The sequence below is a fragment of the Devosia sp. Root413D1 genome, assembly GCF_001425235.1.
Taxonomy (GTDB): Bacteria; Pseudomonadota; Alphaproteobacteria; order Rhizobiales; family Devosiaceae; genus Devosia_A.
In genome coordinates, this window is record NZ_LMEA01000010.1 from 444,278 (window position 1) to 464,216 (window position 19,939).

Annotated in this window: 18 protein-coding genes; 6 read left to right on the top strand and 12 right to left on the bottom strand. The window is 65.8% G+C overall.

Features of this window, described 5'->3' with window-relative positions; genetic code table 11:
- Positions 1-95 precede the first annotated feature (95 nt).
- From flhA to fliF, 6 genes are all read right to left on the bottom strand, one after another.
- The gene (flhA, locus tag ASC89_RS16845) at positions 96-2,225 is read right to left on the bottom strand and encodes a flagellar biosynthesis protein FlhA (RefSeq protein WP_055999822.1); all 2,130 of its coding nucleotides are present in this window, start codon (positions 2,223-2,225) and stop codon (positions 96-98) included.
- Between the two features lie 165 nt (positions 2,226-2,390).
- Positions 2,391-3,761, bottom strand: coding sequence for a sigma-54-dependent Fis family transcriptional regulator (locus ASC89_RS16850; RefSeq protein WP_055999825.1), 1,371 nt, complete (start codon positions 3,759-3,761; stop codon positions 2,391-2,393).
- A gap of 214 nt (positions 3,762-3,975) precedes the next feature.
- Complete coding sequence (fliN, locus tag ASC89_RS16855; RefSeq protein WP_055999828.1) at positions 3,976-4,299, bottom strand: flagellar motor switch protein FliN; 324 nt, start codon at positions 4,297-4,299, stop codon at positions 3,976-3,978.
- Positions 4,296-4,937 carry a FliH/SctL family protein gene (locus tag ASC89_RS16860; RefSeq protein ID WP_055877492.1) on the bottom strand — a complete coding sequence of 214 codons (642 nt, stop codon included), beginning with the start codon at positions 4,935-4,937 and terminating at the stop codon, positions 4,296-4,298. Before ASC89_RS16860 ends, fliN begins: the two co-directional genes overlap by 4 nt.
- Positions 4,937-6,013 carry a flagellar motor switch protein FliG gene (fliG, locus tag ASC89_RS16865; RefSeq protein WP_055877489.1) on the bottom strand — a complete coding sequence of 359 codons (1,077 nt, stop codon included), beginning with the start codon at positions 6,011-6,013 and terminating at the stop codon, positions 4,937-4,939. The genes ASC89_RS16860 and fliG overlap by 1 nt, the downstream gene beginning before the upstream one ends.
- Before the next feature lie 11 nt (positions 6,014-6,024).
- Complete coding sequence (gene fliF, locus ASC89_RS16870; protein WP_056000043.1) at positions 6,025-7,710, bottom strand: flagellar basal-body MS-ring/collar protein FliF; 1,686 nt, start codon at positions 7,708-7,710, stop codon at positions 6,025-6,027.
- Between the two features lie 153 nt (positions 7,711-7,863).
- On the opposite strand from fliF, the gene ASC89_RS16875 reads away from it, so the two are divergent.
- Positions 7,864-8,490 (top strand): glutathione S-transferase family protein, encoded by a 627-nt coding sequence (locus tag ASC89_RS16875; protein WP_055999831.1) that lies wholly within the window; start codon positions 7,864-7,866, stop codon positions 8,488-8,490.
- Positions 8,490-9,113, top strand: coding sequence for a glutathione S-transferase family protein (locus ASC89_RS16880; RefSeq protein WP_055999834.1), 624 nt, complete (start codon positions 8,490-8,492; stop codon positions 9,111-9,113). Before ASC89_RS16875 ends, ASC89_RS16880 begins: the two co-directional genes overlap by 1 nt.
- Before the next feature lie 263 nt (positions 9,114-9,376).
- Here the strand turns inward: ASC89_RS16880 and ASC89_RS16885 are convergent, their stop codons facing one another.
- Complete coding sequence (locus ASC89_RS16885; protein ID WP_055877479.1) at positions 9,377-9,655, bottom strand: DUF1153 domain-containing protein; 279 nt, start codon at positions 9,653-9,655, stop codon at positions 9,377-9,379.
- Between the two features lie 227 nt (positions 9,656-9,882).
- Between ASC89_RS16885 and ASC89_RS16890 the strand changes: the two genes are divergently transcribed.
- A complete protein-coding gene (locus tag ASC89_RS16890) occupies positions 9,883-10,434 on the top strand; it encodes a pyridoxamine 5'-phosphate oxidase family protein (protein WP_055999837.1) in 552 nt (183 codons plus the stop codon).
- Positions 10,435-10,644: 210 nt separating this feature from the next.
- Here the strand turns inward: ASC89_RS16890 and ASC89_RS16895 are convergent, their stop codons facing one another.
- Together ASC89_RS16895 and ASC89_RS16900 are read right to left on the bottom strand one after the other, a co-directional pair.
- Entirely contained in the window at positions 10,645-11,337 is a 693-nt protein-coding gene (locus ASC89_RS16895) for a flagellar hook assembly protein FlgD (protein WP_055999840.1), read from the bottom strand.
- 66 nt (positions 11,338-11,403) lie between these two features.
- Entirely contained in the window at positions 11,404-13,185 is a 1,782-nt protein-coding gene (locus ASC89_RS16900) for a flagellar hook-length control protein FliK (protein WP_156384656.1), read from the bottom strand.
- A gap of 313 nt (positions 13,186-13,498) precedes the next feature.
- Here ASC89_RS16900 and mnmA point away from each other — a divergent pair, with 313 nt between their 5' ends.
- Positions 13,499-14,650 carry a tRNA 2-thiouridine(34) synthase MnmA gene (mnmA, locus tag ASC89_RS16905; protein WP_055999846.1) on the top strand — a complete coding sequence of 384 codons (1,152 nt, stop codon included), beginning with the start codon at positions 13,499-13,501 and terminating at the stop codon, positions 14,648-14,650.
- Positions 14,651-14,752: 102 nt separating this feature from the next.
- On the opposite strand, the gene ASC89_RS16910 is transcribed toward mnmA, so the two are convergent.
- The gene (locus tag ASC89_RS16910) at positions 14,753-14,947 is read right to left on the bottom strand and encodes a hypothetical protein (protein ID WP_055999849.1); all 195 of its coding nucleotides are present in this window, start codon (positions 14,945-14,947) and stop codon (positions 14,753-14,755) included.
- 330 nt (positions 14,948-15,277) lie between these two features.
- Here ASC89_RS16910 and ASC89_RS16915 point away from each other — a divergent pair, with 330 nt between their 5' ends.
- Positions 15,278-15,835 (top strand): RNA polymerase sigma factor, encoded by a 558-nt coding sequence (locus tag ASC89_RS16915; RefSeq protein WP_055999852.1) that lies wholly within the window; start codon positions 15,278-15,280, stop codon positions 15,833-15,835.
- Entirely contained in the window at positions 15,832-18,057 is a 2,226-nt protein-coding gene (locus ASC89_RS16920; protein ID WP_055999855.1) for a VWA domain-containing protein, read from the top strand. Before ASC89_RS16915 ends, ASC89_RS16920 begins: the two co-directional genes overlap by 4 nt.
- A 95-nt stretch (positions 18,058-18,152) precedes the next feature.
- Here the strand turns inward: ASC89_RS16920 and ASC89_RS16925 are convergent, their stop codons facing one another.
- Positions 18,153-18,755: a hypothetical protein gene (locus ASC89_RS16925; protein WP_055999858.1), complete on the bottom strand. Its 603-nt coding sequence runs from the start codon at positions 18,753-18,755 to the stop codon at positions 18,153-18,155.
- Entirely contained in the window at positions 18,755-19,927 is a 1,173-nt protein-coding gene (locus ASC89_RS16930) for a hypothetical protein (protein ID WP_055999861.1), read from the bottom strand. Before ASC89_RS16930 ends, ASC89_RS16925 begins: the two co-directional genes overlap by 1 nt.
- Positions 19,928-19,939 lie beyond the last annotated feature (12 nt).

A 19,939-nucleotide genomic window follows, 5' to 3' on the forward strand; every position in this document is an offset into this window, starting at 1 on the left:
GACGCGGGACCATAATGCACGCTGGCGTGGCGTGGTTCCGGGCGCCACCCCGGAAAACTACTGGTGCGGCCCACGCTCCCTGGTTTCCGGCTCGATCAGACGCTCCCGATCGTCTTCAGCCGTACGCGCGGGTGTACTTCGTTCTGGCTCATCACCACGGTCTGCGGGCGGAAGCGTTCGATGATGGCGCGGACATGCGGGCGGATACCGGGGGAAGTGATGAGGACGGGGATTTCGCCCATCTGGGCAGCGTTCTCAAAGCCTTGCTGGATGCCGACGATGAACTGCTGCAGGCGCGACGGAGCCATGGCGAGGTGGCGGTCATTGCCGTCGCCGACCAGCGCCTCGGCGAAATCCCGTTCCCATTGCGGCGACAGGGTGAGCAGCGGCAGGTTGCCGTCCGGCCCCAGATTGGCGGCGCAGAGCTGGCGGGCGAGGCGCGAACGCACGTGCTCGGCGATGGTCTGGGCGGTGCGGCCCGGGCCGGCGATCTCGGCGATGCCTTCGAGGATAGTGGGCAGGTCGCGGATCGAGATGCGCTCAATGAGCAGGGTCTGCAGCACGCGCTGCACGCCCGAGACCGAGATCTGGCTGGGGATGATGTCCTCGACCAGCTTCTGCTGATCCTTCGAGAGGCCGGCAAGCAGCGACTGCACGTTGGCATAGCTGAGCAGGTCCGAGACGTTGGCCTTCAGCACCTCGGTGAGGTGGGTGGAGATGACCGTCGAGGGGTCGATGATCGAGTAGCCGCGGAGCTCGGCTTCGTCGCGCAAAGCCGGCTCGATCCAGGTGGCGGGCAGGCCGAAGGTCGGCTCGGTGGTGTGGACGCCGGGCAGGTTGATCTCCCGGCCCATCGGATCCATCACCATCAGCTGGTGCGCGAAGATCTGGCCGCGGCCGGCATCGACCTCCTTGATCTTGACCTTATAGTCGTTCGGCTCGAGCTGCATGTTGTCGAGGATGCGGACCGGCGGCATGATGAAGCCGAGCTCGGTGGCGAGCTGCCGGCGCAGCGCCTTGATCTGCTCGGTGAGCCGATCGGTGCCGGTGTCGTCTTCCTTGACCAGTGACAGCAGGCCATATCCGAGCTCGAGCTTCAGCTCGTCGATCCTGAGGCTGTCGGAGATCGGCGCTTCGGTGGCGACCGGGTTGGCCTGGGCATGCTCCATGGCAGCCTCGACGATGGCGCGATCGGCGGTGGCGGTTTTCTTCCTGCCCGACTTGAAGGCGAGCCAGCCGCAGCCGGCGGCAAGCGCCAGGAACGGGATGATCGGCATGCCCGGCAGCAGGGCCAGCGCACCGATGACGGCGGCCGACATGCCGAGCGCCTTGGGATAGCCGGTGAACTGGGCGACCAGCGCCTTGTCGGCCGAGCCGGTAACGCCGGCCTTGGAAACCAGCAGGCCCGCGGCGGTCGAGACGATCAGGGCCGGGATCTGGCTGACGAGGCCATCGCCGACGGTGAGCAGGGTGTAGTTGTGGCCGGCTTCGGCGAAGCTCAGGCCCTCCTGCAGCATGCCGATGACGAGACCGGCGATGATGTTGATGAAGGTGATCAACAGGCCGGCAATGGCGTCGCCGCGCACGAACTTGCTGGCGCCATCCATGTTGCCGAAGAAGGCGCTCTCGGCCTCGAGGTTTTCGCGGCGCTTGCGCGCGGTGGTCTCATCGATCAGGCCGGCCGAGAGGTCGGCGTCGATGGCCATCTGCTTGCCGGGCATGGCGTCGAGGTTGAAGCGCGCCGCGACTTCGGCGATGCGGCCCGAACCCTTGGTGATGACGATGAAGTTGACGATGATCAGGATGGCGAAGACGACGACGCCGATGACGAAGTTGCCCCGCATGACGAAGTTGCCGAACGCCTCGATGACGTGACCGGCGGCATCGGTGCCGTTATGGCCCTCGGCGAGGATCAGGCGGGTGGTGGCGAGGTTCAGCGCCAAGCGCAACATGGCGGCGATCAGCAGCACCGTCGGAAAGGCCGAGAACTCGAGCGGCGTCTGGATGAACAGCGCCGTCATCAGGATCAGCACCGAAAAGACGATCGAGATGGCCAGCAACAGGTCGAGCAGCAGCGGCGGCAGCGGCACGATGAGGACGACGATGATCCCCATAATGCCGATGGCGAGCCCGATATCGGACGTGCCGAACGACTTCCACAGCCCCTGGATCGAGAAGGTCGGAAGCTTCAGGCCGGATGGGCCGGGGGCGGAGAGATCAGCCACGGGTACACCTTGACGTCAGAGCGTGGGGCACCCCCCTCCCGACCTCCCCCACAAGGGGGGAGGTGAAGAGTCGAGGCTGTGGCTCGATCGTGCCGAGTCCTCGATGCGGCACCTCCCCCCTTGTGGGGGAGGATGGGAGGGGGGAGGGCGCCAAGCGATGGCCCCTCACGCTGCCGAGTTCCGCTGCTCGCCTGGCGCGGCGATGGCGAGGCCTTCGTCGGCGTATTGGTTGAGCTTGTTGCGCAGCGTGCGGATCGAGATGCCCAGGATGTTGGCGGCGTGGGTGCGGTTGCCCAGCACGTGGTCGAGGGTGTCGAGGATCAGGTCGCGCTCGACGTCGGCGACGGTGCGGCCGACCATGGCGCGCGAGATGGTCTCGGCGGTCTGGGCGGCCTGCGTCGCCACCGAGGCCATGGCGACCACCTCGCTGAGGCCGGTGCCATCAGGCATCGAGATGGCGTCGGGGCCGATGATTTCGCCGCCCGACAGCAGCACGGCGCGGTGGAGGGTATTTTCGAGCTCGCGCACGTTGCCCGGCCAGGGGGCGCGGAGCAGCGCGTCACGGGCTTCGGCCGAGAGGACGCGGCGGCCGAGGCCGTTGGCCTTGGCGTACTTCTCGACGAAGTGCTCGGCCAGCGCCGCGGTATCGCCGGGGCGCTCGCGCAAGGCCGGGAGTTTCAGGTTCACCACGTTGAGGCGGAACAGCAGATCCTCGCGGAAACTGCCGTCCTTCACCGCTTCGCTGAGGTTGCGGTTGGAGGTGGCGATGATGCGGATATCGACCGGCACGGGCTTGGTGCCGCCGACGCGGTCGATCAGCCGCTCCTGGATGGCGCGGAGGAGTTTTGCCTGCAGGCGCACGTCCATTTCGGAGATTTCGTCGAGCAGCAGGGTGCCGCCCGAGGCTTCCTCGAACTTGCCGATGCGGCGCGCGACAGCGCCGGTAAAGGCGCCCTTCTCGTGACCGAACAGTTCGCTCTCGAGCAGCGCCTCGGGGATGGCGGCGCAGTTGATCGAGATGAAGGCGCGGGAAGCGCGCTTCGAACGGGAGTGGAGGTACTTGGCCATCACCTCCTTGCCGGTGCCGCTCTCGCCGGTGATCAGCACCGAGGCCTCAGAGGGGGCGACCTGCTCGGCGAGCTTCACCACGCGGGCCATCACCGGGTCGCGATAGAGGAAATCAGAGGATTCGCGGGCGACGGCGGCGATGACGGCGGCGATCAGCTCGGCGTCGGGCGGCAGCGGGATATATTCCTTGGCGCCGGCGCGGATGGCGTTCACCGCGGCGGCGGCGTTGCTCTCGGTGCCGCAGGCGACCACCGGGATGACGATACGCTCGCCATCGAGCCCGGCGATCAACCCGGCAATATCCATCATCACGTCGACCAGCAGCAGGTCGGCGCCGCGGCCGGCGCGCAGCGACGCAAGCGCGATCTCGATCGAGGGGGCGTGGGCCACCTTGGCGCCGCCATCCATGGCGAGCTTGGTGGCGGTGGTGAGCTGGCCTTCGAGGGCGCCGACGATGAGAAGCCGCATTATTGGTCTCCGAACTCTCGGATTGATGCCTTCTCCCCTTGTGGGAGAAGGTGCCCGAAGGGCGGATGAGGGGTTGGTTCAGCCGACACCGGCCGCTCGTCACTTCGCTCCGAGCGCGCAGGCTTCGCCCGCGGACCCCTCATCCGGGCTTCGCCCACCTTCTCCCACAAGGGGAGAAGGCCCGACTGATGGTGCAGTGTGTCGCGTCCGAGCATCACGCTGCCTTGATGATTTCGGTCATGGTGACGCCGAGACGGTTCTCGACGAGGACGATTTCGCCGCGGGCGACGAGGCGATCATTGACGTAGATTTCGACGGCTTCGCCGACCTGGCGGTCGAGCTCGACGACGCTGCCGACATCCATCTTGAGCAGGCTCGCCACCGGCACCTTGGCGCGGCCGAGCACCACCGAGATGCGGACGGGAACGTCGAATACGGCCTCGAGGTCGGCGGCGGTCTTCTCGCCGGGCGGGGTGTAGCCCTCGCGGCCGGGAGCGGCCATTTCCTCGAAGGTGACCCCGGTATCGCCGGTGCTCATTGCTCGGTCTCCTCGTTAAGTCGGATGCCGCGTGCGGCGAAATACTGGGCGATGCGGGCGTCGATCTCGGCGCTGAGCTTCCTGATATCGCGGACCACGCCGCCATCGGCCCACTCGATGCGGGCATCGCCGATGGCGATGTCGGGGTCGCCGAGGACGACCAGCCGGCCGGTGAAGCCGGAGGTGGTCATCTTGGCTGTAGCGATGTCGCGGACGGCGTCGGCAAGCGCCGGGTCGCAGCGGATGACGAGGTGCGGCACGCCATCGAGCGTTGCCATGCACTCGGCCACCAGTTGCTCGATCTCGACCGTCGGCTCGCGGGCAATGAGGCCGCCAGCGAGTTTCCTCGCAATCGACAGCGACAGCTCGACGCCTTCGGCAATGGTCTGCTTGCGCGCATCGTCCATGCTGGCTGCCATGGCGGCAACGCGCACCGCGAGGGATTCGGCGGCAGCGGCTTCGGCCTTGGCGGCCCTGGCGACGGCGGTGCGCTCGCCCTCGGCGAGGCCGGCCTCGCGGCCTTCGCGGCGGGCCTCCTCGAGCAAGCTCGCCATGGCGGTCTCGGTGACCAGCGAGTTGCGCTCCTGGCGGCGGCCAAGATCGAGATCGAAGGTGAATTTGGCGGGCGCGGCGCTCATCAGCCGATCATCTCCTCATCAGCCTTGCCCTTGGTGATGATGATCTCGCCCTTGGCGGCGAGGTCCTTGGCGGTGGCGACCATGCGGCCCTGCGCCTCGTCGACATCCTTCAGGCGAACCGGGCCCATGGCCTCCATGTCGTCCTTCAGCATCTTGCCGGCGCGGGCCGACATATTGGCGAAGAACACCTCTTTGACCGTGTCGTTGGCGCCCTTCAACGCCAGGCCGAGTTCCTTCTTGTCCATCTTCTGCACCAGCGTCTGGATCGCCGAGGGCTCGAGCCGGGCCAGATCCTCGAAGGTGAACATCAGCGCCTTGATGCGGTCGGCGCCATCGCGGTCGCGTTCCTCCAGCGTGGTGATGAAGCGCGCCTCGGTCTGGCGATCGAACGAATTGAAGATCTCGGCCATCTGCTCATGGCTGTCGCGGCGCTTGGTGTGGCTGAGGGTCGACATGAACTCGGTGCGCAGCGTCGTCTCGATCTTCTCGAGGATTTCCTTCTGCACCGGATCGAGCGCCAGCATGCGCTGCACCACTTCCATCGCCAGCTCCTCGGGCAGGGCGGCGAGCACCTTGCCGGAGTGATCGGTGGCGATCTTACTGAGCACCACGGCGATGGTCTGCGGGTACTCGTTCTTCAGATAGCTGGCGAGAATATCCTCCTGAACGTTGCTCAGTTTCTCCCACATGTTGCGGCCTGCCGGACCGCGGATTTCTTCCATGATCGAGTCGACGCGATCCTGCGGCAAGAAGCTCAGCAGCAGGCGCTCGGTGGTGTCGGAGTTGCCGGCGATAGTGCCGTTGGAGGAGACGCGGGTGACGAATTCGATGAGCAGCGAATCGAGCATATCCGGGGTGATCGGCCCGAGCTTGACCATGGCGCGCGACAGCTGGCGGATTTCCATCTCGTCGAGCTCTTCGAGGATCGGCTTGCCGAAATCCGGGCCGAGCGCCAGGAGCAGCACGGCGGCCTTCTCATCACCGAGGAGAGCGCGCTGGCTGGCGTTGGCGCCGACGACCAGTTGCTTGCTCAGCACCTGGTCGGTGGTCTGGTCGAGTGCGGCTGCGGCGGCCATCTAGTTCATCCTCACGTGGCGCTCGCCAGCCAGTCGCGCACGATCAGTGCGGCCTGCTTGGGGTTTTCGTCGACCAGTTCGCCGACGGTCTTCAAGGTATTGGCCTGGGTCTCGCCCATCGCCTTGGCGCTGTTCATCCAGGCGGGAACGCGGGCTTTGCGCGGCTGCTCGTCTTCCTCGACGTAGTTGCCGCCATTGAGGTTGGGGAGCGAGGAAACCATGGCGTTGGAGCCGAAATCGCCCGGGCCGTGATGGGCCGGGCCGCCGCCGAGCTCGGCGCTGGCGGGGAGGGCCAAAGTCTTCCCCTCGGGGGCCAGCACGCGCTTCAGCAGCGGGCGGAGCACGAAGAACACCAGCGCCAGGGCGATCAACAGGGTCACCGCCATCTCGGCGCCGTTCATCAGGTCGTCGCGGGTGAAGTCGAGCAAGCCCGGCTCGCTGGTGCCGGCGGCGGCGAGTTCAGGGCGATCGGCAAACTGCAGGTTGGCGACCTGCACCTGATCGCCGCGGGCGTCGGAGAAGCCGATGGCGGATTTCACCAGCGAGGTGATCTGGTCGATCTCGGCCTGGGCGCGCGGGGTATAGACCGAGTTGCCGGTGGCGTCGGCGACATAGGTGCCATCGACCACCACGGCGATCGACAACCGCTTGATGCCGCCGGCTTCGGTGAGCGCCGTCTCGGTGACCTTGGAGATCTCGAAATTGGTGGTCTCTTCGGTGGTCGAGCCCTGCTCCATGGTCGAGCTGCCGCTGCCGGAATTGGCCGACGCGCCGGGCAGTTCGTTGGAGACGCTGACCTGGCCGCTATCGCCGTTCTGGGCGGTGTTGGAGAGATCGCGGGTCTGGGTGGAGCGGATCACCTGGCCGTTCGGGTCGAACGTCTCAGAGGTCTTGCTCAGCCGGTTGAGGTCGAGCTCGGCCGAAACCTGCACCCGGGCGCGGCCGGAGCCGACGATATTGGCGAGCAGGTCTTCGACGCGGCTGCGCAGGCGATTCTCGACATTGAGGGTACGCTCCTCGGTCTCGCCAGCGATGACATCCTCGGGGCCGTTGCCGGCACCGGAGGCGAGCAGGCGCCCGGTATCGTCGACCACCGAGACGCGCGCCGGGGTCAGGCCCTCGATGGCGGAGGCGGCGAGATGCTGGATGGCGCGGATTTCACCGGCCGAGAGTTCGCCGCGCACCGCGAGGACGATCGAGGCGGTGGGGTCCTTCTGCTCGCGGCTGAACAGGGCGCGTTCGGGCAAGACGAGATGGACGCGGGCGCTCTTGATGCGGGCCAGCGACGAGATGGTGCGGGCGAGTTCGCCTTCGAGCGCCCGGACGTTGTTGATGTTCTGGACGAAGCTGGTGGCGCCCAGCGTCGACTGCTGGTCGAAGATCTCGTAGCCGACCTGGCCCTTGTTGGGCAGGCCGTTCTGCGCCAGCGACATGCGAATCTGGGTGATCTGGTCGCGCGGCACCAATATGGTGTCGCCTTCGCCCCGGATTTCGTAGTTGACGTTCTGGGTCTGGAGTTCGGAGACGATGGCCGCCGAATCCTCGAAGGAGAGCCCGGAATAGAGCGGCGCCAGAGGCGGCGTCGAGGCGCGCATGATGAGGAAGGCAAAGAACCCCAGCATCAGCACGGCGATAACGGCCATGGCGGCGACGCGCGCCAAACCGAGGCGGTTGAAGAACTGCAGCAACCCGTCCACGCGGACCGTACCCTTGTTATTCTTGGGTGCGCGCAAACGCACCGAGCCCATAGGCAAAAATTACCCAGTGGATGGTAAACAAGTGATTAACCGGCGGTTGCAGAATGCAAAAAGGCGGCAAGCTTTGCCGGGTGAGGTTAAGGAGACGTGAGTATGGGAACGCTGAGCATCCTGGGTCGGGTGACCTCGATCAATGTGCGCAAGGTCATGTGGACCTGCGACCTGATCGGCATCGGCTACGAGGTCGAGATCTGGGGGATGCCGCATCGCGACCCCAGGGCGCCGGAATTCCTCAAGCTCAACCCCAATGCGCAGGTGCCGGTGATCATCGATGACGGGTTCGTCTTGTGGGAGAGCAACGCCATCATGCGCTACCTGTCGGAATCGCGCCGCAGCGGATTGTGGCCGGTGGCGGTGAAGGAGCGCGGGCTGGTCGACCAGTGGCTGACCTGGCAGGTGGCCGAGCTCAACGCGCAATGGGGTTATGCGGTCTATGCGCTGATGCGCAAGAACCCGGCCTATACCGACGAGACCCGCATCGCCGATTCGATCCGCAACTGGACGGCGAGGATGCAGATCCTCGAGGCGCAGCTTGCGGCGGGCGGAGGCTTTGCCGCCAATGGTCGGCTATCCATCGCCGATATAGGGCTCGCCGTCTCGACCCACCGCTGGTTCTCGACCCCGTTCGACAAGCCTGAGCTGCCGGCCGTGACCGAGCATTACGAGCGGCTGAAGGCGACGGCGGAAGGGCAGAAGTATATGAGCGCCGACACGCCGTGATGCGGCTCAAGGTCCTCGGTCGGGTGAGCTCGAGCAATGTCCGCAAGGTGCTGTGGACGGCCGACCTCTGCGGCATCGACTACGAGCACGAGATCTGGGGTATGCCGCATCGCGACCCCAGGGTGCCGGAGTTCCTTGCGCTCAATCCTAATGCCACGGTGCCGGTGATCATCGACGATGGGTTCGTCATGTGGGAGAGCAGCGCCATCATGCGTTATCTCGCGCAGAAATCCGGCAGCGACCTGTGGCCCGAGGAGGTGCGGCAGCGGGCGCTGGTCGACCAGTGGCTCACCTGGCAGGCGACGGAGCTCCTGCCTTCGTGGCTCTACGCAGTGACGGCGTTCCTCGCCAAAAACCCGGCCTTTGACGATCCGGAGCGGATCGCGCAGTCGGTGGACAAGTGGTCGGCCAACATGCGGATGGCAGAGGCGCGGCTCGCCGAGGGTGGCGGCTATGTCGCCAACGGGCGGCTCAGCCTGGCAGATCTGGCGCTGGCCCTCTCCTCGCACCGCTGGTTCTCGACCCCGTTCGACCGGCCGGAGCTGCCGGCGGTGACGGCGCACTACCAGCGGCTCAAGGCGACCGAGGCCGGGCAGAAGTATCTGGGCGAGGCGACGCCTTGACGAGGCACTCGTAGCGGCGGGGGATCGCCTTCTCCCCTTGTGGGAGAAGGTGGCCGAAGGCCGGATGAGGGGTATCTCTCCGCGCACCGTGTCGCTCGTCGCTTGCGCTCCGATCGCGCTGCACTTCGTTTCGCGAACCCCTCATCCGCCCTTCGGGCACCTTCTCCCACAAGGGGAGAAGGCACCGACTGATAGTGTGAAGCCACAAACGACAAAACCCGCCTCGGCTGCCCGGGCGGGTTGGTCGTCAGCTCCGGAAGGGCTCAGCCTTCGCGGTAGTGCTGGATCCAGGTCGTGCGCAGACCAGCAAGGCCATGCTTGTCGATGGCGGCCTGCCAGTTCAGGAATTCGTCGACGGAAAGCGTGTAACGCTGACAGGCTTCCTCGAGGCTCAACAATCCACCGCGAACGGCGGCGACAACCTCAGCCTTGCGGCGGATAACCCAGCGACGGGTGTCCCTGGGAGGCAGATCCGCAATCGTCAACGGACTTCCATCCGGGCCGATCACGTACTTTACACGCGGACGCATTTGTACGGTCATTGTACTCACTTACTCAACCTGACCACATCCCGAACCGTAGCCCATCGCACTTAAAATTCGGCTAAGGCATTACTTAAAATGCGTTAAAAGCCGGGGCTCTCAGGATGTCTCGGCATTAACAATTGCAGGAGCTAAGCGCGACCGATTCCAGCGACAAGGCTTGGTCGCAAGTTGCATGGAATGCGTCTCTATTTGTCGGTATCGGCTGCCATGAAAGGGGGCTCGCCATGGCCAAGGATTTCCCCGCGCTATCAGCGCATCACCGTGACTTCATCAGCCGGCAGCACTTGTTTTTCACCGCCTCGGCAGCGGTGGGAACACGCATCAACATCTCGCCGCGCTCGACCGACATGTTCCGGGTGATGGGCGACAATGCTGCCTGCTACCTCGACCGCACCGGCAGCGGCAACGAAACCGCCGCGCACCTCAAGGCCGACGGGCGGATGACCATCATGTTCTGCGCCGTCGAAGGGCCGCCGCTGATCCTCAGGCTTTATGGCCGCGGCCGCACAATCGGGCGCGGCGGCGACGAGTACGCCCGGCTGCTGCACGAGCAGTTCGCCGACACCGAGCCGCTCGGCGCCCGGCAGATCACCTGGCTGGATTTCGACCTGGTCAAGACCTCATGCGGCTACGGCGTGCCGCTGATGAGCTATGAAGGCGAGCGCGACACCATGGACCGCTGGGCCGAAGCCAAGGGGCAGGACGGGCTCGAGGCCTACTGGCAGGAAAAGAACATGCTCAGCATGGATGGGTTGCCGACCGGGTTTGGGGAGTAGGGGGAGCGACCCTCACCTGTCTCGGCCCCAGGCTCGCCGGTGGCCCACTGGCAGCACCTCCAACCCGGTGTCATCCCAGCGAAAGCTGGGACCCATCTCGCCCCCGCGCCAGCCGATAGTTGGGTCCCAGCTTTCGCTGGGATGACAGCCGGTGGTTGGGGCAGCTCGGTGCCTAACTCCTGATCCATCTCGTCTTGCAGCCCGATGGCCTTACGCCGCGGTCTCCTCGTCCTTCGGTTCGTCCGCCGCCGTCTTGGCGCGGACCGAGAGGATGGCGGAGAGGTTGACGCGGGCGCCGCCGACAATGAGCACCGGCTCGGAGCCGGAGAAGTCGATGCCGGTGACTTCGCCGGTCATTTCGGTGGCGACGCCGACCAGCTTGCCGGTGGCGGTGTCGCGGGCTTCGATGCTGACCGAGTAGGTACCCTCAGGCTTTTTCTGGCCATCGTTACCGATGCCGTCCCAGGTGAAGACGCTCTCGCCCTTATCGACCGTGCCGGCCTTGGTGTAGACGACGTTGCCCTTCGCATCCTTCACCGTGGCGACGATGTCGGCTTTGCTGTCGACGGCGAAGTGCCACTTGGCCTCGCCCTTCAGCAGTTCCGTCTTGACGCCCGAGGCAGTGACGATCTTGCCGACATAGCTCACCGCCTGGGAATTGTTGGCGGTCTGCGTCGAGGTCATCATCGCCTCGAGGAATTCGTTGGTCTTCAGCTGCTGCTCGACGCCGGTGAACTGCACCAGCTGCTGGGTGAACTGGTTGGTGTCGAGCGGATCGAGCGGGTTCTGGTTCTTCAGCTGCGTGGTCAACAGTTGCAGGAAGGTATCGAAGTTCTGCGCGATGGTCTGGCGGGTGCCGGTCAGGGCACTGTTATTGTTCGAGCTGACACCGGTTACGGCCATCTGTGGCTCCCTAGAGGGGGCAGGCTCTCCTGACCCCAAGACAGAAAAGACTAGAGCGACACCGCCCTAGACGAAGAGATTGAGGCCACTGGCCGAAGCCGTGCCGCGATAGGTGGTGGTGGCGGTTTCCGCGCCAACGTCGTCGCCGCCGGCAAAGCTGTCGCCGCGGCCATTGAAGCTCTGGTGGTCGCCGCGGCCGTCGCCCATGCCGCCCTGCTGGGCGAAGGGGTTCTGGCGCAGCGAGAATTCGAGGTTGGTTTTCGACCCATCGAGCCCGGCCTGCTGCAGCGCCTGCTGCAGCGCGCGCTGATCGCGCTGCATCAGGTCGAGCGTTTCCGGGCGCTCGACGGTGAGCCGGGCATTGACGGCGCCGGACTTGTCCACGTCGAGCTTCACGTCGATACGGCCAAGCTCGGGCGGATCGAGGCGGATCTGGAAGCGGGTGTTGCCGGCCTCGAACTGGCGCACCACCTCGAAGGCCACCTGCGGCAGATTCACCTGCTGCAGCGGCGTCTGGTAGGCGGCGTGCACGGCGCGGGCGACGGGGACCGCGGCGGGCTGGGTGGCCGGTGTATTGGCGGCCGCGGCGTCGACAGGCGTCGATTGCGGCTGCGAGGCCTGCGCCGGGGCGGCCGCCGGCTTGCTGTCGCCCGCTTCCGGCTTTTCGGTTTTCGGGGTGGTCGCGGCGGTGACCGGCCGGGCGATCTCGGGTTCGCTGGCTTCGAGCTTTGGCGTGGGCGCCGGCTCAGGGGCCGCCGCGACGGTGGTCGCGGGTTCGGCCTGCTTGGTTGGCGCGGTGACGGCCTGTGGCAGCTCGAGCGTCGGTGCGGTGAAGGGCTTTGCTGCGACTGGCTTGGCGGCGTCGGGCTTGGGCGTCGCGAGCGCTTCGATGATGCGCTTCAATTCACGCTCGGTGACCGCCTGGTCGAGACCGAGCGCGGCCTTCAGGTCCTCGGGCAGTGTTCCGGATTTCAGCGTGGTGGCGAGGGCGTCGAGCTTCTTTGCCAGATCAGGATCCTGGGCCGCCAGTTTCTCGCTGAGCTTGCCGATATAGAGGCCGAGCTGGCGGAGAGCCGGCGGGGCTTGCTCGAGCGTCGTCGCGCCGCTGGAAGGGGTGGGCTCGGGAGTCGTGGCTTCGGGACCGGCGGTTTCGGGCGCAGCGGCATCCGGGGCGACGTCGGCCACCAGCTTGGCAAAGGTTTCGGGCAGTTCGGGAAGGTTTGCGTCAGGCGCCGGCTGGGTTGTGGGCGACGCCGGCTGGGTCGTGCCCGAAGTCGCGGCAGTCTCGGGGACATCAGTCGCGGGAGCCGCTGCCGCCGGAGGCGTCGCGGGGGCAGGGGCAGGGGCAGGGGCAGGGGCGGTGTCCACCACGCTCGGAATGACGCCGTCGCCGCTGGCAAGCGCAGTGATCCTGGGATCGATCTGCGGGGCGGGCGGCGCGAAGGTGCCGAGATAGGCGGCGACGGCATCGAGGGCGTCGCTGAGCTTGTTGTGGAGCGCCGGATCGATAGGCTTGCCGGCGTCGAGCGCGTCGTTGATGGCGATCAGGGCGTCGCTGAGTGTCTTCAGCAGCGATTTTCCCTGCTCGGTCTGCATCGGAGGCTGGTCGTTGATGGCGATCAGCGGCGTTACCGTGGCCGTCTCGGGCAGCACGGCCGCCTGGCGCGTGACGGCCGTCTCGGCAAGAGCAGTGGCTGGGGTTTCGCTTTCGGGCGTGGGTTGTGGGACGAGCAGCGCCAGTAGCGCCGCGAACAGGCCATCGGGCGCCGCTTCCTCCGGCGCAGCCGTGTCACCCCCGGTGATCAAACCGGGAGTTGCCGCCGCCGCAAATCCAGCCGTAACCGTCACAAACGCCTCGCGGGAAACAATGCTCCACTAAGGGTGATGCAAGGCGCGTGCCGGATGGTGAGGCAAGCAATCTCAATGGGTTGGCGGCGGTCACCACGGACGCATCGCGGCAGTTTGCGCCGCTTGCGGCAGAATTTGCCGGGTAATCGCCCGGCCGATGCGGGCTGACCCCCACCCCTGTCCCCCCTGTTTGAGGGGGAGGGGATAGGGGTGGGGGTCAACGCGCACCGGATCCGAGGCACGTGACACCGCCCGTGAGAACGACTATACCGCGCCCGATCCGTCGGACCTTGAACCCTTCTGGATGAGAGATATGGACCTGAATTCGCTTGATCTGCCCAAGCGTCCCGAGGACACGCGCGTCGTCGTCGCGATGTCGGGGGGCGTCGATAGTTCCGTCGTTGCCGGGCTCTTGGCCCGCCAGGGCTACGATGTGGTGGGGGTGACCCTGCAGCTTTACGACCATGGCGAAGCGACGCACCGCAAGGGCGCCTGCTGCGCCGGCCAGGATATCCACGATGCGCGGCGCGTGGCGCAGGCGCTGGGGATCCCGCATTACGTGCTCGACTATGAAGAGCGCTTCAAGAACTCGGTGATGGAGCCGTTCGCCAATGCCTATCGGCAGGGCGAGACGCCGGTGCCGTGCATCGCGTGCAACCAGAGCGTCAAGTTCGTCGACCTGATGGAAGTGGCCAGGGACCTCGGCGCCGACGTGCTGGCGACCGGGCACTACGTGCAATCGAAGCTCGTTGACGGCAAGCGCCGGCTGTTCCGGCCGGTCGATGACTCGCGCGACCAGAGCTATTTCCTGTTCGCCACTACCGAACAGCAGCTGGATTTCCTGCGCTTCCCGCTCGGCGGCATGACCAAGCCGGCGGTGCGCGAGCTGGCGCGTGAGTTCGGGCTGGAGATCGCCGAAAAGCACGACAGCCAGGACATCTGCTTCGTGCCGCAGGGCAAGTATGCCGACGTGATCCGCAAGATGCACCCGGAAGCGCTGGCCGAGGGGGAGATCGTCCATCTCGACGGGCGCGTGCTGGGCAAGCACGAGGGGATCGTCAACTACACCATCGGCCAGCGCAAGGGCCTCGGCGTCGCGGCAGGCGAGCCGCTCTATGTGGTCAAGCTCGAGCACCGTACCGGCCGGGTCATCGTCGGCCCGCGCGAAGCGCTGATGACCAAGACGGTGCGGCTGCGCGACGTGAACTGGCTGGGCGAGCGCCAACTCGCCTCGCTGGCGGCGGGCAATGGCATGCCGATCGAAGTGAAGGTGCGCTCGACCCGGCCGCCACAGTCGGGCGCCGTGCACATGGCCGATGGCGAGTTGTTCGTCACGCTGTTTGCCGGCGAATACGGCATCTCGCCGGGGCAGGCCTGCGTGTTCTATGCCGATGAGAGCGGGACCAGCGAAGTACTGGGCGGCGGCTTTATCGCCGAAGCGGTGCCGACGGCGCTGGTGGCCTGAACCTCGCGCCGCCGTCATTCCCGCGAAGGCGGGAACCTAGTTGCACTGATGGTGCGTGGGGCGCTGGGTCCCCGCCTTCGCGGGGATGACGCCGGTCGATTGTCAGGGCGACGGCGTGGTGCTGGTGGTTTCGCTAGCCGGCTGCGTCGCCGACTCCTTGAGCATCTGGTAGTTGCCGAGCCCACCGAGCATGGCCGAGATGATGTAGGTCAACAGCAGTGCGCCGAGCAGCAGCAACAGGATGCGGCTGCGGTTAAGGCGGAACGGGCTATCGGGCTTTTTCGGATCTTCGGACATGAGAATGGGTTAGCCCTCCGATGCCCTCGTCGCAAGTGCAGCAGGTGCGGCGTGTGGCTGCGGGTGGTAGCGCGTATGGCCACCCCCACCCTAGCTTCGCTACGGCTTCGCCAAGCTGCGCTACCGTCCCCACAAGGGGGAGGGAGGCGATAGCTGCACAGTCTCGGTTCAAGCTTCTCCCTCCCCCTTGTGGGGAGGGATTAAGGGTGGGGGTGGCCACACGCTCCGAACTTCGCAAGAAAAATCTTCACCACTACCCCAAGGATCAGTCGTCGTTCATCGTCTCAGTCCTAGAACACCGGCTGAAAGCTCACATAGGTGCTACGGTCCTTGACGCCTGAATTCAGCAATAGTGGGGTGCTCGACGCCCCAACGGCCGATGAAACGCTGATCGCGCGGGCGGTCGGTGGCGATCGGCGTGCGTTTGGCGAGCTGGTCGAACGGCACTACGATTTCATCTTCCGCACGGCGTGCAAATGGTGCGGCAAGGTGTCGGATGCCGAGGATGTGGCGCAGGATGTGTGCATCAAGCTCGCCTCGATCCTCAAGAGTTTCGACGGGCGCTCCGCATTCACCAGCTGGCTCTATCGCGTTACCCTCAATGCGGTGCGCGACATGCAGCGGGCGCGCAGCCGGCGCGGGCGCAATGCCGACCGCTATGCCGAGGTGACGCCGGATGAATACCTGCCCGAGCAGGAAGACGCAGCGACCAGTAAGGAGCTGTGGACCGCAGTACGCAGACTTCCCGAACAGCAACGGGATGCAGTGCTGCTGATTTACGCGGAGGGGATGAGCCACGCCGAAGCCGGCGTGATCATGGGGTGCAAGGAGGCAACCGTCTCCTGGCACATCCACGAAGCCAAAAAGACCCTGAGGGGGCTCCTATGAGCAACCACGACGACGACAAGCTCAACGCGCTGCAGCAGGCGCAACCCCCGGCCCCTTCCGAGGCGGCGCGCCGCCGCGCGCTCGATGCCGCCATGCTGGCTTTCGATGCCGAACAGGCGAACGCGAAAAAAGCTACCCAAGGAAATCCGATCACCCAGCGTCTCAGGTCCATCTTCGCCAATGCGAAAGGGACCTGGATCATGGATAACCGTCTCACTTACGGCCTCGGCACCGCAGCTGTCGCACTGCTGCTGCTGCCGCTCGGCTACCAGCTTTACAACAGCACCGCGATCACCCCGATCGGCGTGCCGCCAGTTGCGGTCAGCAGCAAAGATGCAGACCAGCCGATGGCGATGGTCGAACCAGAGCCGGTGGCGCAGCCCGAACCGGCGCCGATGGAACTCGGCCGCGCCGACGAACTGAAGCAGCAAGCGGCCGGCAATGCCGCAGCCACGACCACGGCGCAGGAGGCTCCGGCGACGGTCGGGGCAGATGCCAGCACCTCGAACCTCGCGGCCGCTGCGCCGGACGGCGAGGCCGACGTGATGCGTCAGGATAGCCTGATGCTGGGTGACGAAGTCGCCCCGCAGAACAGCATGGCGGTGGATGCGGTCCCACCGGTGATGCCGGTGGCGCCGACGGTCGAGATGCGGATGGCAGCGCCCAAGCAGATGGCCGCCCCTGGCGTGGCTCAAACGGAAGCTTTTATGGCTGCGCCGGCGCCTGCCGATGCGACGATGGCAAAGCCGACTGAGCCGAGCGGCGACGAGTTCTCTAAGTTCACCGAATCGCCGCTCAAGGTGGTGAAGATCGATCCGGTCTCGACCTTCTCGATCGACGTCGATACGGCTTCCTATGCCTATGTGCGGCGCTCGCTGACCGAGGGCTGGGTGCCGGAGCCCGATGCGGTCAGGCTCGAAGAGCTGATCAACTACTTCAACTACAATTACCCGGCGCCATCAGACGCTTCGACGCCGTTCAAGCCGACGGTCTCGGTCTATCCGACGCCGTGGAACGGCAAGACGCAGATCGTCCAGATCGGTATCAAGGGTTATGTCCCCGCGGTGACCGAAGACAAGGCGTCGAACCTGGTGTTCCTGATCGACACTTCGGGGTCGATGGATGAGCCGGACAAGCTGCCGCTGCTGAAGCGGGCGTTTGCGCTGCTGGTCGATCAGCTCGGGGCCAACGACACCATCTCGATCGTTGCCTATGCCGGTTCGGCCGGCGTGGTACTGGAGCCGACCAAGGCGACCGACAAGGCCAAGATCATCGGCGCCTTGGAGAACCTCTCGGCCGGTGGCTCGACTGCCGGCGCCGAAGGCATCGAACTCGCCTATCGGCTGGCCGAGCAGAACAAGGTTGCCGATGGCGTCAACCGGGTGATCCTCGCCACCGACGGCGATTTCAATGTCGGGATCGACGATCCGGAAGACCTGAAGACCTACATCAAATCCAAGCGCGACGGCGGGGTGTTCCTGTCGGTGCTCGGCTTTGGCCAGGGGAACCTGGGCGACGATACGATGCAGGCGCTGGCGCAGAACGGCAACGGCAATGCCAGCTACATCGACAGCTTCAAGGAAGCCCAGAAGGTGCTGGTCGAGGATGCCGGCGGCACGCTCGAAACCATCGCCAAGGACGTGAAGATCCAGGTCGAGTTCAACCCGGCGGTGGTCAGCGAGTACCGGCTGATCGGCTACGAGACCCGGGCGCTGAACCGCGAGGACTTCAACAACGACAAGGTCGATGCCGGCGAGATCGGGGCGGGCACCACCGTCACCGCGCTCTACGAGATCACCCCGGTCGGTTCGGGCGCCGAACTGAACGACCCCTTGCGCTACAGCACCGACGCCACGGCCGAAACGGCCGGCAATGGCGAGATCGGTTTCCTCAAGATGCGCTACAAGCTGCCCGACGAGGAGACCAGCAAGCTGATCGAGCAGGCGATCGGCAAGGACCAGGCGGTTTCGAGCCTCGCCGAAGCCTCCGAGGACTCTCGCTTCGCCGCGGCGGTCGCCGCGTTCGGGCAGAAGCTGAGGGGTTCGAACTATGGCGAGATGAGCTGGGCCGATATCCGGTCGCTGGCCCAGGGCGCCCGCGGCACGGACGAAAACGGCTACCGCGCCGAGTTCATGCAGCTGATCGATATGGCTAGGTCGTTGGCGCCGGAGACGGAAGAACCGTTCTGCACGGCGCCGGAAGGCAACCGCAACTGCCGCTGAGGCGGTAAGCGATAGCGCCGCTGCCCCCCACGGCGCTTATGAGCGCGGCCCCGCTGCTGTCGGAGCCGCGCTCGACTGTTGGCGCTCTCGGAGCGTCAATCGACCGCCCCCATCAATGCGACGTCGAGGACGAACAGGGCGTAATATCGGGTGCCCGAGCCAGCAGCGGTGAGCGGCCGCGCATCGGGGTAGTTCAAGGTGATGTCGAGCCAGCCGGTGGTTCCGACGATGTCCGAGGGAACGCTGATGCGGTGAATGGCCGGGCTTTTCTCAACCAGCTCGAACGTTTCAAGCGGCGTGCCATTGGCCGTGACCTCGATGCGTTGCCTCGGAGTTTCGGCATCGAGATAGGGTTGGACGCTGAGTTGGAGCACGAGATCGGCGGGCGGCGGCGCGATGGCGAATCGCAGCATCGAGCGGTTGCCATCCGACCAGGAGCCGCGCGCCTCGGGGTCGCGCCAGCCACACCGGGCAAGGTCAACCCGCTTCCCCTCGGATGCTGCGCCAAACGACACCCGGTCACCCAGACGGTAGGCGCCGCTGACCGGCAACGGGTAGCAGTCGGTACTGCGATCGAGGTAGTAGGCACGATATTCGGGCGTGACCGAGGGGAAGAGCGCTGCAGCGAAGATGGCCGCCTCGATTAGCAGTAGCGCCGCGGAAAGTCCGTACATCCAATGGTTGCGCTTGCTCGGCATCACATCACGAACAGGGAGCTGTTGATCCAGCCGATGGTGAGCACGACATCGAGGACTATGGCGACGAGGAAGCCGAGAACCCAGGCGGGAGTCCAGCGTGCGAGCAGCGCCGACAATGCCCAGCCGAGCGGGGCGAGGCCGGCGACGAAGCGCACCAGCGAGGTCTGGCCGGCCGACAGCGACACCAGGATGCAGAGCGCACAAAAGATGGCCGCCGGCACGCGGCGCTGGAACAGCAACACGACACAGAGGACCAGACCGATGACGGCGGCGGCCGCCCAGCTCGCAACGACCATGCCGGCCGGCGTCATCGGCCATTGCAGTTCGGTCAGCAGGGCGAGGGAACTCAGTGGATTGACGAGTTCCCTTCCCCAAGCCCGCTGGATGTGGACGAAGGCCAGTCCGTCGCCGACCTGGAACTGCAGCCAGGCGATATAGGCGAACAGCCCTGCCGGGGCGAGTGCGAGGCCGAGGAGCAGCGGGGGATTGCCGATCAGGGCGAGCGGCAGGTCACGCCAGCGACCGCCCTGGGTAAGGTGATCCTCGACCGCCTTGGCCAGCATGGCGAACACCATCAGCACACCGGTGACCCGTGTGGCCGACAGCAGGGCCGTGGCCAATCCCGCAACCACAAAGCGCGAATTGCTGAGGGCGCGCAATGCCAGCGTCGTCATCAGAATGAACAGCGCTTCGGTATGGAGGCTCGAGAACAGGAAGGAGAAAGGGCCGACGAGGAGGCCGGTAGCGAACAGCCAATAGGCCCGGCCACTGTTGAACAGGGGCCGTGCCGCCAAAGCGGCGAGGATTGCCGCGGTGTTCGAAACGATGAAGCCGGCCCATTCGGCCGACAGCCCGGTAAGGCGACCGAGCAGAGCCGCAAGGGTTGGCGAGAGCGGGAAGAAGGCCCAGTTGGCGGCGCCGGGGCGGAGTCGAACCCCTGGCGCCAGGTCGTAGCCCCCCTCGGCAATGGTTCTGTACCAGCCGCAGTCCCAAACGCAGAGCGCGTGGACATAGCCGCTGACGTCCGTCCCACCATTGATGGCGGCAAAGACGGCGCCTCTCAACGCAATCCCGGCAAGCGCCAGTAGCACGAGCATCGCAAGGCGCCGGTACGGTACCGCCCCGCCATAGTGCGGCGGCGCCGCCGCGATCGGTTGCTCGATGGTCGTCACACGGACCTAGTT

Coding starts and splice junctions, on each gene's coding strand:
- ASC89_RS16850 (WP_055999825.1), bottom strand. CDS start 3,761: ATGCGGCTTCTCATCGTCGGCGCCCTCGAAGGCCAGCTCACCACCGCC.
- fliN (WP_055999828.1), bottom strand. CDS start 4,299: ATGAGCACCGGCGATACCGGGGTCACCTTCGAGGAAATGGCCGCTCCC.
- ASC89_RS16860 (WP_055877492.1), bottom strand. CDS start 4,937: ATGAGCGCCGCGCCCGCCAAATTCACCTTCGATCTCGATCTTGGCCGC.
- fliG (WP_055877489.1), bottom strand. CDS start 6,013: ATGGCCGCCGCAGCCGCACTCGACCAGACCACCGACCAGGTGCTGAGC.
- ASC89_RS16875 (WP_055999831.1), top strand. CDS start 7,864: ATGGGAACGCTGAGCATCCTGGGTCGGGTGACCTCGATCAATGTGCGC.
- ASC89_RS16880 (WP_055999834.1), top strand. CDS start 8,490: ATGCGGCTCAAGGTCCTCGGTCGGGTGAGCTCGAGCAATGTCCGCAAG.
- ASC89_RS16885 (WP_055877479.1), bottom strand. CDS start 9,655: ATGACCGTACAAATGCGTCCGCGTGTAAAGTACGTGATCGGCCCGGAT.
- ASC89_RS16890 (WP_055999837.1), top strand. CDS start 9,883: ATGGCCAAGGATTTCCCCGCGCTATCAGCGCATCACCGTGACTTCATC.
- ASC89_RS16895 (WP_055999840.1), bottom strand. CDS start 11,337: ATGGCCGTAACCGGTGTCAGCTCGAACAATAACAGTGCCCTGACCGGC.
- mnmA (WP_055999846.1), top strand. CDS start 13,499: ATGGACCTGAATTCGCTTGATCTGCCCAAGCGTCCCGAGGACACGCGC.
- ASC89_RS16910 (WP_055999849.1), bottom strand. CDS start 14,947: ATGTCCGAAGATCCGAAAAAGCCCGATAGCCCGTTCCGCCTTAACCGC.
- ASC89_RS16920 (WP_055999855.1), top strand. CDS start 15,832: ATGAGCAACCACGACGACGACAAGCTCAACGCGCTGCAGCAGGCGCAA.
- ASC89_RS16925 (WP_055999858.1), bottom strand. CDS start 18,755: ATGCCGAGCAAGCGCAACCATTGGATGTACGGACTTTCCGCGGCGCTA.